This is a genomic window from Mycobacterium sp., assembly GCF_049278535.1.
Lineage (GTDB): Bacteria > Actinomycetota > Actinomycetes > Mycobacteriales > Mycobacteriaceae > Mycobacterium.
This window is the reverse complement of record NZ_JBAPMI010000182.1, coordinates 1-11886: the sequence shown is the minus strand read 5'-3', so window position 1 is coordinate 11886 and position 11886 is coordinate 1. Positions and strand designations below refer to the sequence as shown.

Below are 11886 nucleotides of genomic sequence, written 5' to 3'. Positions count from 1 at the left end.
AGTTCATCCGCGAGGCACGGCTGTGCCGCAAGTACGGCGCCGCCGTCGTTGTGATGGCCTTCGACGAGCAGGGCCAGGCCGACAACCTGGAGCGCCGCAAGGAGATCTGCGGGCGCGCCTACCGGATTCTGACCGAACAGGTCGGCTTCCCGGCCGAGGACATCATCTTCGACCCGAACTGCTTCGCGCTGGCGACCGGTATCGAGGAGCACGCGACGTACGGGATCGACTTCATCGAGGCCTGCGCCTGGATCAAGGAAAACCTTCCAGGAGTGCACATTTCGGGCGGCATCTCGAACGTCTCGTTCTCGTTCCGGGGCAACAACCCCGTCCGCGAGGCGATCCACGCGGTGTTCCTGTTCCACGCCATCGAGGCCGGCCTGGACATGGGCATCGTCAATGCCGGCGCACTGGTGCCCTACGACTCGATCGACCCCGAGCTGCGGGAAAGGATCGAGGACGTCGTCCTGAACCGTCGCGAGGATGCCGCCGAAAGGCTGCTGGAGATCGCGGAACGGTTCAACAGCAAGGACCAGGCCTCGGGAATGGGAGACCCCGTGGCAGCCGAGTGGCGTAGCCTCCCGGTCCGCGAGCGGATCACACACGCCCTGGTCAAGGGCATCGACGCCGACGTCGAGTCCGACACCGAGGAATTGCGGGCGGAGATCGCCGCCGCAGGTGGTCGCCCGATCGAGGTGATCGAGGGCCCGCTGATGGACGGCATGAACGTCGTCGGTGACCTCTTCGGCGCGGGCAAGATGTTCCTGCCCCAGGTCGTGAAGTCGGCCAGGGTGATGAAGAAGGCCGTCGCGTACCTGCTGCCGTTCATCGAGGCGGAGAAGGAAGAGTCTGGCGCCGCCGCTGGAAAGGACACCAACGGCACGATCATCATGGCGACCGTGAAGGGCGACGTCCACGACATCGGCAAGAACATCGTCGGGGTCGTGCTGCAGTGCAACAACTTCGAAGTGATCGACCTCGGGGTGATGGTGCCCGCCGAGAAGATCCTGGCTGCGGCCAAGGAACACGACGCCGACATCATCGGGCTGTCCGGCCTGATCACCCCGTCCCTGGACGAGATGGTCAACTTCGCCGTCGAGATGGAACGCCAGGGGCTGGAGATCCCGCTGCTGATCGGTGGCGCGACCACCTCGCGCGCCCACACGGCCGTGAAGGTGTCGCCGCGTCGTACCGGTCCGGTGGTCTGGGTCAAGGACGCTTCCCGCTCGGTGCCGGTCGCTGCTGCGCTCCTCGACGACAAGCAGCGTCCAGCCCTGCTGGAGGCGACCGAGACCGACTACGCAGCCCTGCGCGAACGGCACGCTCAGAAGAGCGAGCGGCCGATGCTGACGCTGGAGAAGGCCCGCGCGAACCGGACGCCGATCGACTGGGACGGCTACACGCCACCGGTGCCTGCCCAGGGGCTCGGCGTGCGGGAGTTCCTCGACTACGACCTCGCCGAACTGCGCGAGTACATCGACTGGCAGCCGTTCTTCAACGCCTGGGAGATGAAGGGCAGGTTCCCCGACATCCTCAACAATCCGGCCTCGGGTGAGACTGCCCGCAAGCTGTACGACGACGCCCAGGAGATGCTCGACACCGTTATCAAGGAGAAGTGGCTGACTGCCAACGGGGTGATCGGGTTCTTCCCGGCGAATGCGGTCGGCGACGACATCGAGGTCTACACCGACGAAACCCGTGCCGAGGTGCTGACCACGTTGCACAACCTGCGCCAGCAGGGCGAGCACCGGGAGGGCATCCCGAACCGGTCGCTGGGCGACTACATCGCGCCCAAGGACACCGGGCTGGCTGACCACGTCGGCGCCTTCGCCGTCACCACAGGGCTCGGCAGCCAGGACAAGATCGTGGAGTTCAAGGCGGCCAACGACGACTACAGCGCGATCCTGCTGGAGTCGATCGCCGACCGGCTGGCAGAAGCGTTCGCCGAACGGATGCACCAACGGGTCCGCAAGGAGTTCTGGGGATTCCAGCCTGACGAGAAGCTGGACAACGAGGCACTCATCGGCGAGAAGTACGTGGGAATCCGCCCCGCCCCCGGCTACCCCGCCTGCCCAGAGCACACCGAGAAGGCGACGCTCTGGGAGTTGATGGACGTCCAGGAGCGGACCGGCATCGAGCTGACCGAGTCGATGGCTATGTGGCCCGGTGCTGCGGTCAGCGGCTGGTATTTCTCGCACCCGCAGTCGCAGTACTTCGTGGTCGGCCGGATGGCCCAGGACCAGGTCGCCGACTACGCGAAGCGCAAGGGCTGGACCCTGCAGGAAGCCGAGCGCTGGCTCGGTCCCAACCTCGGCTACAACCCGGAGGACTGAGCGATCGAGGACACCGACACCGGTGCCAAGCCAGCCATGGCCGCTGACGACGCCGGCGGCGAGCTGCCGTCGGCTTCCCATGAAGACCTGCCGGTAAACAGCCACGACGCTCGGGTCGCCTTCCTGACCGCCGCGCGTTTCGCGTCGGTGGCCGCGATCGGCGGGCTGTTGTTCGGCTACGACGTCTCGGTGACCAACCGCGCAGTCAAGGCGCTGCAGGCTGATTTTCACATCGGCAACGCACTGCTGGGTTTCGCCGCAGCATCCGGGGTACTGGGTGCGGCGATCGGAGCGGTGTGGGCCGGCCGGATCGGCGACCGGTTGGGGCGCCTGTCGATGATGAAGCTCTCGGCGGCATCGTTTTTCGTCTGCGGGCTCGGCGCCGGGTTGGCACCAAGCATATGGATGTTCATCGTCTTCCACCTCATCGGCGGCATCGGTATCGGCTTCTCGTCAGTTGCGGCTCCGGCCTACATCGCCGAGGTCTCACCCCCGCGCTTCCGTGGCCGGCTCGGCTCACTGCAGCAGCTCGCCATCGTGTGCGGCCTGTTCGGCGCGGTGGCATCGACCTGGGTGCCGTTTCACCTCGCGGGCGGTGCGAGCATGCCGCTCTGGCTGGGTCTGGCGGCCTGGCGCTGGACCTTTCTCGGCGAGTTGACGTTGGCACTGCTGTACTTCGCGCTGCTGTTCACGATCTCCGAGTCGCCGCGTTACCTGGTTGCCAGACAACAGGTTTCACAGGCCCGTGAGGTGTTGAGGCAACTGCTGGGCCCGCGCGACGTCGAGCTGACGATCACTCGCATCGCGGGCTCTTTGGAGCAGGAAAAACAGCAGTCGTGGCGCGATCTACGCAAGCCGACGGGCGGGCTGTATGGCATCGTCTGGGTCGGTCTGGGGCTGGCCGTTTTTCAGCAGTTCGTCGGCATCAACGTGATCTTCAATTACTCCGATTTGCTCTGGCAGGCAGTGGGATTCGGCGAGAAATCGTCGTTCACCATTGCATTGGTGACCACCGGGGTCAACGTGCTGATCACCCTGGTGGCGATCGCGCTGATCGACCGGCTCGGTCGCAGACCGCTGCTGCTGGCCGGATCGGCGGGCATGTCGCTGATGCTGATCGCGATGACGGTGGTGTTCGCCGGCGCAGCCTTGCGCAACGGCCAGCCGCAACTCGACGGGGCGTCCGGGATCATCGCGCTGGTGGCCGCCGACCTGTTCGTGGTGGCGTTCGCCGTTTCCTGGGGCCCGGTGCTGTGGGTGTTGCTGGGCGAGATGTTCCCCAACCGCATCCGCTCCGCGGCGCTCGGATTGGCCTCTGGCGTGCAGTGGATGGCCAACTGGACCGTCGCGGTGACCTTCCCGGCGCTGCGGCATGTACTTGGCGTGGCCTACGGCTTCTACGCGCTGTGTGCGGTGCTGTCGCTTCTTTTCGTGTGGCGATGGGTTCGGGAAACCAACGGGGTGTCCCTGGAGGACATGCCCGACGAGGTATCTCCGGCGGGCGGATCACCCGCCGCGACCTGAAACCGCCGTGACTTTGCTTAGCCACCCATGAAACAATCGCTGGCCGTGAAGACCTTCGACGATCTGTTTGCCGAACTCGGCGAACGCGCTCGCACCCGTCCGCCCGGCAGCAGCACCGTTGCCGCGCTGGACGGTGGAGTGCACGCGGTGGGCAAGAAGATCCTCGAAGAGGCCGGCGAGGTGTGGTTGGCGGCCGAACACGAATCCGATGAGGCGCTGGCCGAGGAGCTCAGCCAGTTGCTCTACTGGGCTCAGGTGATGATGATCGCCCGCGGCCTGACCCTCGACGACGTGTATCGGAAACTCTGATGACGCCGCCTCACCGCAACGGCTCCACCCGACTGCGCGTAGCGGTCCCCAACAAGGGTGCGCTCAGCGAATCGGCGGTCGAGATTCTCTCCGAGGCCGGGTATCGACGCCGGACCGATCCCAAAGATCTGACGGTGATCGACCCGCACAACCATGTCGAGTTCTTCTTCTTGCGGCCCAAGGACATCGCGATCTATGTCGGGTCGGGTGAGCTCGACTTCGGCATAACCGGACGGGATTTGGCGCGGGAGTCACGCGCGCCCGTTAACGAACGACTGGCGCTGGGCTTCGGCTCGTCCAGCTTCCGTTACGCCGCTCCGGCCGGGCGCAATTGGACCGTCGAGGACCTCGCCGGTCGGCGCATCGCGACCGCGTACCCCAACTTGGTCCGAGAAGACTTGGCGGCCCGTGGGATTGAGGCGACCGTGATCCGCCTCGACGGTGCAGTCGAGATCTCGATACAACTCGGTGTCGCCGACGCCATCGCCGACGTGGTGGGCTCGGGCCGCACCTTGAACGTGCACAATCTGGTGGCCTTCGGCGAAACGCTGTGCGACTCAGAGGCGGTCCTCATCGAGCAGGTCGACCCCGACGCCGGCAAAGGCGGTCCGGACTCCGCCGTCCGCGACCAACTGGTGGCCCGGGTGCAAGGCGTGGTGTTCGGCCAGCAGTACTTGATGCTTGATTACGATTGCCCGCGTTCAATTCTCGACGACGCGACATCGATCACACCGGGGTTGGAATCACCGACGATCGCCCCGCTGGCCGACCCTGATTGGGTGGCGGTGCGGGCCCTGGTACCGCGCCGCGACGTCAACTCGATCATGGATGAGCTGGCGGCGATCGGCGCGAAAGCCATCCTGGCATCAGACATCCGGTTCTGCCGATTCTGATCATGAATGCCGCGGTGGGACGGCGGTCGCTGTGTTAGCGTCCCGCTAGAGCCGCGTTCGTTTGTCGAGCCCTGGGAGGGGTCGCCATGTCGCACATGACGCATTTCTATGTTCTGCTGCTAGCCCTGGGAATTGGTGTGATCGCCGGTCTGCGATCCATGACAGCCCCGGCGGTCATCTCGTGGGCCGCGGCGCTGCACTGGATCAATCTGAACGGAACCTGGGCTTCCTGGGTTGGCAATTGGATAACCGTCGGCATCTTCACCGTGCTTGCGCTCGGCGAACTCTTTGTCGACAAACAACCCAAGACACCGCCGCGCACGGCGCCGCCGGCGTTCATTGGCCGGATCGTCGCCGGCGGGTTCGCGGGAGCGGTCGTCGGCACCGCGTGGGCTGTCACCTGGAGCGCGCTCGGAGCTGGTGTGATCGGCGCGGTGCTGGGCACCCTGGTCGGCCACCAGGCTCGCGGGCGGCTGGCCGGCAAGGTTGGCCGTGACCTGCCGATCGCTCTCCTCGAAGACGCCGTCGCGATCGGCGGTGGATTCGCGATCGCCGCAGTCACAGCTGCTCTGTGACACGGCGTTTCGACGCGATCGTAGTCGGCGCCGGCCAGGCCGGGCCCCCGCTGGTAGGGCGGCTGACCGCGGCCGGTCACACCGTTGCGATGGTGGAGCGCAAACTGATCGGCGGAACCTGCGTCAACACCGGCTGCATCCCGACCAAGACCTTGGTGGCCAGTGCGCAGGCCGCACACATGGCCCGACGCGGCGCCGACTTCGGTGTCGACACCGGCCCGGTCAGCGTGGATATGCGAAAAGTCAAGGCGCGCAAGGACGCCATCATGCTGGGCGACCGCAAAGGCGTCGAAGACTGGCTTGACGGCATGGAGGGCTGCACCGTCATTCGCGGGCATGCCCACTTCGAGGATCCGCACACATTGCGGGTCGGGGACGAGACATTGCACGCCGACCGCATCTTCCTCAATGTCGGTGGCCGTGCGGTGCTGCCCGACATTCCCGGGCTGACCGACATCGACTATCTCACCAACGTGTCGATCCTCGACCTCGATACTCTGCCCGAGCATCTCGTCATCGTCGGTGGCAGTTACATCGCCCTGGAATTCGCCCAGATGTACCGGCGTTTCGGCGCCAAGGTGACCGTGGTCGAAAAGGGTCCGCGACTGACGTGGCGCGAAGACGAGGACGTCTCCGTCGCAATCAAGGCGATCCTGGAGAATGAAGGCATCGACATCGTCGTCGACGCCACCGATATTCGGATATTTAAGCGCGACAACGGATTCAACCTGACGCCGCGAGCGGGTATGGCACCGATAGCGGGCAGCCACCTGCTGATGGCGGTCGGGCGGCGCCCCAACACCGATGACCTCGGTCTCGAGCAGGCCGGCGTCCGCACCGATGCCCGCGGATACATCACCGTGGATGACCAACTGAAAACCAGCGTCGACCACATCTGGGCGATGGGCGACTGCAACGGCAAGGGAGCGTTCACGCACACCTCCTACAACGATTTCGAAATCGTCGCGGGCAACCTGCTCGACGATGATCCGCGCCGGGTCAGTGACCGGATCCCCACCTATGCGCTCTACATCGACCCTCCGCTGGGGCGCGCCGGTCTGACCGTTGAGCAGGTTCGTGCCTCCGGTCGCCCCGCCTTGGTCGGCCAACGACCGATGACCAGGGTCGGACGCGCGGTGGAAAAGGGTGAGACGCAAGGGTTTATGAAAGTCGTCGTCGACGCGGAGACGCAGCAGATAGTCGGCGCGGCCATCCTCGGTGTCGGGGGCGACGAGGCCATCCACGCCATCCTGGACGTCATGTCAGCCAAGGCTCCCTACCAGACGCTGGCGCGCACGATGCACATTCACCCGACGGTGTGTGAGCTGATACCCACGATGCTGCAGGAGATGTCGCCGCTGCAGTAGTCGCCGATCAGGCAGCAGGTTCGGCCTTGTGCTGCAGGACGGTGTCGGGGTTGCCTTCGTCGGGAGCGTCGGGCCAACCCGGATAGGGCGGCGGAGTACCCCCGAACACCGGACAGTGCGAATGGTGTGCACACCAGTCGCACAGCCGCGACGGCCGGGGCCTGAAATCGCCTGTGACACCGGCAGATTGAATGGCGTGCCACATCGCCATCAGCGTCTTCTCGAAGCGCACCAGCTCGGCTTCGTCGGGGGAGTAGTCGAGCAGCTGGCCGTCCGAGAGATAGATCAGCCGCAGCCGCGTCGGCAGCACTCCCCGCGAGCGCAGCAGCGCTACCGCGTAGAACTTCATCTGGAACATGGCCTTGAACTCGGCCAGCGCCCGCGCCTCGGGCGGGGCCTTGCCGGTTTTGTAGTCGACCACCCGCAACTCGCCGGTGGGCGCGACATCGATCCGGTCGATGATCCCGCGCAGCAGGGTGCCGTCGGCCAGCTCGACCTCGATTCGCTGCTCGCAACTCTGCGGGTCGAACCGGGTCGGGTCTTCCAGGCGGTAGTAGCCGGATAGCAGCTTGCGGGCCTCGTCGAGGAGGTCGCTCTGCTGCTCAGCGTCCAACTGGTCGGCCAGCTCGGGTTCGGCGGCGATCACCTGCTCCCACGCCGGACCGACCAGCGCATCGGCGGTCTGCGGGCCGCGTTGCGCCGCGGGAAGGCCGTAGAGCTGCTCCAGGGCGGCGTGCACGACCGATCCGCGCACCTGCGCTGTTGACGGTGGCTCCGGGAGCCGGTCGATGGCGCGGAACCGGTACAGCAGCGGGCATTGCTTGAAGTCAGCCGCCCGCGATGGGGACAGGGCCGGCCTCCTGGCTGGCTTGCCCGGTTCGTCGCGGCTCATATCCGCAGACTAGGTCCCAGGTCGGACAACCCCGCGCACCCGTCGCGGCGCGTCTGCTGGCAGGCTTACCGGCTGTGTCCGCAACCGGCCCGTTCGCCATCGGTGATCGCGTTCAGCTCACCGACGGCAAGGGTCGGCACTACACGGTGTTGCTCAGCCCCGGCGGCGAATTCCACACGCACCGCGGGGCGATCACACATGACGCATTGATCGGGCTGCCGGAAGGAAGCGTGGTCAAGTCGGCCAACGGCGACCAGTTCTTGGTGCTGCGGCCGCTGTTGGTGGACTACGTGATGTCGATGCCGCGCGGCGCGCAGGTGGTCTACCCGAAAGACGCCGCGCAGATCGTGCACGAGGGCGACATCTTCCCGGGCGCGCGGGTGCTGGAGGCAGGTGCCGGGTCCGGAGCGCTGACCCTTTCGCTGCTACGCGCGGTGGGACCGGGCGGGCAGGTGATCTCCTACGATGTCCGCGCCGACCACGCCGAGCACGCACGCCGCAATGTGGAGACGTTCTTCGGTGGCGACCCCGACAACTGGCAGCTGGTCATCAGCGATCTGGTCGACTCCGATCTACCCGACGGCTCGGTCGACCGGGTCGTGCTGGACATGCTCGCGCCGTGGGACGTGCTCGACAGAGTGTCACGGGCGGTGGTCGCCGGCGGCGTGCTGATCATCTACGTGGCAACCGTTACTCAGCTGTCGAAGGCAGTGGAGGCGCTGCGCGAGCAGCAGTGCTGGACCGAACCGCGGGCCTGGGAGACGATGCAGCGGGGCTGGAATGTGGTCGGTCTGGCCGTCCGTCCTCAGCACAACATGCGCGGCCACACAGCGTTTTTGGTGTCCGCGCGCCGACTCGCTGCGGGCACCGTCCCCCCGACCTCGCTGCGCAGGAAGCAACGCCCAACCGAGCCGTGATCAGTCGTCGCTGCGACGCAAATCCCTTCGCACCGATAACAATTCGAATTCCGGGTGCGCGGCCACCAGGCGTTCGGCGGCATCCAGAACATCGACGGCGTGCCGGCGATCGGCCGACGCCATCGCCACTCCGATACCCGCCCGCCGGTGAAGTTCCTGCGATCCGGTCTCGGCGGCGGAGACGCCGAACTTGCGCTGCAACTCGGCGATCAACGGCCGCACCACCGATCGCTTCTGTTTGAGCGAGCGCACGTCGCCGAGCAGCAGGTCGAACTCGAGCCAGCCGATCCACATCGCCGGGTCAGTGACCGGGCGCCGCCGGCGCCGGCGCGGAGTCCGTCCTGAACGCCAGCAGGGCGTCGGCGGTCCGCGCCGATAGCTGCCAGCCGCCGTCAAACGGCTTGAACTCCATGGGGAAAGCAAACCTGGGACCGTGCGAATTGGTTGAGCTGACATCGACGTTGGCCACCACGCCGGCGGGATCTCGGTCGGACCAGCCGATGTCGCGCACTTCGAACTTCACCGGCGTGTAGCCGCCGTTCAGCAGTGCATTGGAGAACTGGTCGAACACGCTGGCGTTGTCCGGCGTGGCGCCTTCAACGAGGCCCAGCTTCTGGGGGCCGGGTACCGCGGCGTCGGCCAGCCGGTACAACACGCCCGTCAACGCATCGGGCGGCGGCAGCGGCGCGGCCTGTGGGGCTGCCGCCGGACTCGGCGACGCGGACGTCGACGGTGGCGAGGTCTCCGGCGAAGCGTCGTCGTCGTCGTTGGAACACCCCGGAAGTCCGAGTACCGCCGCAATCGCGGCGGTACTCAAGACCGCGTTGAGGCGTCGGGGCATTCAGCGGCCGTCAGTGCCCTGACGAACGCACGGCCGAGATCAGGGTCATCGCCGAGTCGTGCGACAGCTTCCAGCCACCCTGGTTGACGAACGTGAGGTTTTCGTACGTCGGGGCGAGGTGCGGGCCCGTCGCGGTGAGCGCTGCGGCCGCGGCACCCGGACCGGCGGGCGTGATGCTGGTGAAGTTGAACGTCAGCGGCAGGCTGCCCTTCGAGGCGGCCTTTTGCAGCTCGTGGTCGGCAAGGGAGGCAGGAACGGGGATGCCGCCTTCGATGAGATTGCCTTTGTTGGCGAACGGCACGCTCGGGTCCTGAAGCGTGTTCAGAACGCTGGCCAGCTGATAGGCGCTGGGCAGGTCCACGCCGGCCGGCGCGATGGGGTCCTGCGGTAGCGGCTTGCCGAAGACGACCGGCTGAACTCGAGGCGACACAGCGGTAACGGATGCAATACACGTCACACCTGCGGCCGCGGCACCGATAGCGGCCAGCGCCGCCATGCCTGTGGCTAGGGTTTTCACGGTCACAGAGGTCCTCCCGGTAAAGCCGACTAAACATGATGTTAACGCTGTTGCCTGTGTGCCCCAATTCGAGTTCCCGCAGGAATTGGAAATCGCCGGTAGCGTTGAGGTATCCACCGCACCATCGTCCCGGAGCGGGAAAGGAGCGCACCATGGGTGAGTTTGAGCGTGAAGCGTTCGGTAACCCAAGCGAACCAGACCTCTCCAGCGAAGACGCTGCCGAGTTGGAAGAGCTGCGGCGCGAGGCCGCAATCCTTCGCGAGCAACTCGACAACGCGGCCGGATCGCACAGCGCCGCACGCAGTCCGCGCGATGTGCACCAGCTCGAGGCCCGCATCGACTCGCTTGCCTCCCGCAATTCCAAATTAATGGAAACTCTTAAAGAGGCCCGGCAGCAACTGCTGGCGCTGCGCGAGGAGGTCGACCGGCTGGGGCAGCCGCCCAGCGGCTACGGCGTGCTGTTGGGTGCCCACGAGGACGACACCATCGACGTCTTCACCTCCGGTCGCAAGATGCGCCTGACATGCTCGCCCAACATCGACGTGAAGTCGTTGCGCAAAGGGCAGACGGTTCGGCTCAACGAGGCTTTAACTGTCGTCGAGGCCGGCACCTACGAATCAGTCGGCGAGATTTCAACTTTGCGCGAGATCCTCGCCGACGGTCACCGCGCTCTGGTGGTCGGCCACGCCGACGAGGAGCGCATCGTGTGGCTGGCCGAGCCGTTGGTGGCCGAGGACCTGCCCGACGGTCACCCCGACGCCCTCAACGACGACCAGCGGCCTCGCAAGCTTCGTCCCGGCGACTCGCTGCTGGTGGACACCAAGGCCGGTTACGCCTTCGAGCGCATCCCCAAGGCCGAGGTCGAAGACCTGGTGCTCGAAGAGGTGCCGGACGTCACCTACAACGACATCGGTGGCCTCGGTCGGCAGATCGAGCAGATCCGCGACGCCGTCGAGCTGCCGTTCCTGCACAAGGAGCTTTACCGCGAGTACGCACTGCGCCCGCCCAAGGGCGTGCTGCTCTACGGCCCGCCCGGCTGCGGAAAGACGTTGATTGCCAAGGCCGTCGCCAACTCGCTGGCCAAAAAGATGGCCGAGGTTCGCGGCGACGACGCGCGCGAGGCCAAGTCCTACTTCCTCAACATCAAAGGCCCCGAGCTGCTGAACAAGTTCGTCGGCGAGACGGAACGCCACATCCGGCTGATCTTCCAACGGGCGCGCGAGAAGGCGTCCGAAGGCACACCGGTCATCGTGTTCTTCGACGAGATGGACTCAATCTTCCGAACCCGCGGCACCGGGGTTTCCTCGGACGTGGAGACCACGGTGGTCCCGCAGCTGCTCAGCGAGATCGACGGTGTCGAGGGGCTGGAGAACGTCATCGTGATCGGCGCCTCCAATCGTGAGGACATGATCGACCCCGCGATCCTGCGGCCCGGCCGTCTGGACGTGAAGATCAAGATCGAGCGCCCGGACGCCGAATCGGCGCAGGACATCTTCTCGAAGTACCTTGTCGAGACGCTGCCGGTGCACGCCGACGACATCACCGAGTTCGACGGTGACCGCGGAGCGTGCATCAAGGCGATGATCGAAAAGGTCGTCGACCGGATGTACGCCGAGATCGACGACAACCGGTTCCTGGAAGTGACTTACGCCAACGGCGACAAAGAAGTCATGTACTTCAAGGACTTCAACTCCGGCGCGATGATTCAGAACGTCGTC

12 protein-coding genes are annotated in these 11886 nt (G+C 65.8%); 8 read left to right on the top strand and 4 right to left on the bottom strand.

Going from position 1 to position 11886, the window contains the following annotated elements; genetic code table 11:
* The 6 genes from WAO18_RS12285 to WAO18_RS12260 all read left to right on the top strand — a co-directional run.
* Positions 1-2333: vitamin B12 dependent-methionine synthase activation domain-containing protein (locus tag WAO18_RS12285; protein WP_422206550.1), on the top strand; the 2333-nt coding region annotated here is incomplete at its 5' end.
* A gap of 36 nt (positions 2334-2369) precedes the next feature.
* On the top strand, positions 2370-3857 hold the full coding sequence (locus WAO18_RS12280) for a sugar porter family MFS transporter (RefSeq protein ID WP_422206549.1): 1488 nt from the start codon (positions 2370-2372) through the stop codon (positions 3855-3857).
* 27 nt (positions 3858-3884) lie between these two features.
* On the top strand, positions 3885-4166 hold the full coding sequence (locus WAO18_RS12275) for a phosphoribosyl-ATP diphosphatase (protein ID WP_422206548.1): 282 nt from the start codon (positions 3885-3887) through the stop codon (positions 4164-4166).
* Positions 4166-5059 carry an ATP phosphoribosyltransferase gene (gene hisG, locus WAO18_RS12270; RefSeq protein WP_422206547.1) on the top strand — a complete coding sequence of 298 codons (894 nt, stop codon included), beginning with the start codon at positions 4166-4168 and terminating at the stop codon, positions 5057-5059. The genes WAO18_RS12275 and hisG overlap by 1 nt, the downstream gene beginning before the upstream one ends.
* Positions 5060-5154: 95 nt before the next feature.
* The gene (locus WAO18_RS12265) at positions 5155-5634 is read left to right on the top strand and encodes a DUF4126 family protein (protein ID WP_422206546.1); all 480 of its coding nucleotides are present in this window, start codon (positions 5155-5157) and stop codon (positions 5632-5634) included.
* Entirely contained in the window at positions 5631-7001 is a 1371-nt protein-coding gene (locus WAO18_RS12260) for an FAD-containing oxidoreductase (RefSeq protein WP_422206545.1), read from the top strand. The genes WAO18_RS12265 and WAO18_RS12260 overlap by 4 nt, the downstream gene beginning before the upstream one ends.
* A 7-nt stretch (positions 7002-7008) precedes the next feature.
* Here WAO18_RS12260 and WAO18_RS12255 read toward each other — a convergent pair whose 3' ends face one another.
* On the bottom strand, positions 7009-7893 hold the full coding sequence (locus WAO18_RS12255; RefSeq protein WP_422206544.1) for a RecB family exonuclease: 885 nt from the start codon (positions 7891-7893) through the stop codon (positions 7009-7011).
* Between the two features lie 74 nt (positions 7894-7967).
* On the opposite strand from WAO18_RS12255, the gene trmI reads away from it, so the two are divergent.
* The gene (trmI, locus tag WAO18_RS12250; protein ID WP_422206543.1) at positions 7968-8810 is read left to right on the top strand and encodes a tRNA (adenine(58)-N(1))-methyltransferase TrmI; all 843 of its coding nucleotides are present in this window, start codon (positions 7968-7970) and stop codon (positions 8808-8810) included.
* Here the strand turns inward: trmI and WAO18_RS12245 are convergent, their stop codons facing one another.
* The 3 genes from WAO18_RS12245 to WAO18_RS12235 are packed head-to-tail and all read right to left on the bottom strand — an operon-like array spanning position 8811 to position 10147.
* Positions 8811-9104, bottom strand: coding sequence for a DUF503 domain-containing protein (locus tag WAO18_RS12245; protein WP_422206542.1), 294 nt, complete (start codon positions 9102-9104; stop codon positions 8811-8813).
* A gap of 7 nt (positions 9105-9111) precedes the next feature.
* Positions 9112-9651, bottom strand: coding sequence for a hypothetical protein (locus tag WAO18_RS12240; RefSeq protein ID WP_422206541.1), 540 nt, complete (start codon positions 9649-9651; stop codon positions 9112-9114).
* Positions 9652-9661: 10 nt separating this feature from the next.
* The gene (locus WAO18_RS12235; RefSeq protein WP_422206540.1) at positions 9662-10147 is read right to left on the bottom strand and encodes a hypothetical protein; all 486 of its coding nucleotides are present in this window, start codon (positions 10145-10147) and stop codon (positions 9662-9664) included.
* A 173-nt stretch (positions 10148-10320) separates the two neighbouring features.
* On the opposite strand from WAO18_RS12235, the gene arc reads away from it, so the two are divergent.
* Positions 10321-11886, top strand: a 1566-nt coding sequence (arc, locus tag WAO18_RS12230) for a proteasome ATPase (RefSeq protein ID WP_422206539.1), incomplete at its 3' end; no start/stop codon positions are given.

What these genes read in the sequence shown, in the direction of transcription:
- hisG (WP_422206547.1), top strand. Translation starts at nt 4,166, where the DNA reads ATGACGCCGCCTCACCGCAACGGCTCCACCCGACTGCGCGTAGCGGTC.
- WAO18_RS12265 (WP_422206546.1), top strand. Translation starts at nt 5,155, where the DNA reads ATGACGCATTTCTATGTTCTGCTGCTAGCCCTGGGAATTGGTGTGATC.
- WAO18_RS12240 (WP_422206541.1), bottom strand. Translation starts at nt 9,651, where the DNA reads ATGCCCCGACGCCTCAACGCGGTCTTGAGTACCGCCGCGATTGCGGCG.
- WAO18_RS12280 (WP_422206549.1), top strand. Translation starts at nt 2,370, where the DNA reads ATGGCCGCTGACGACGCCGGCGGCGAGCTGCCGTCGGCTTCCCATGAA.
- WAO18_RS12245 (WP_422206542.1), bottom strand. Translation starts at nt 9,104, where the DNA reads ATGTGGATCGGCTGGCTCGAGTTCGACCTGCTGCTCGGCGACGTGCGC.
- WAO18_RS12255 (WP_422206544.1), bottom strand. Translation starts at nt 7,893, where the DNA reads ATGAGCCGCGACGAACCGGGCAAGCCAGCCAGGAGGCCGGCCCTGTCC.
- WAO18_RS12275 (WP_422206548.1), top strand. Translation starts at nt 3,885, where the DNA reads ATGAAACAATCGCTGGCCGTGAAGACCTTCGACGATCTGTTTGCCGAA.
- WAO18_RS12235 (WP_422206540.1), bottom strand. Translation starts at nt 10,147, where the DNA reads ATGGCGGCGCTGGCCGCTATCGGTGCCGCGGCCGCAGGTGTGACGTGT.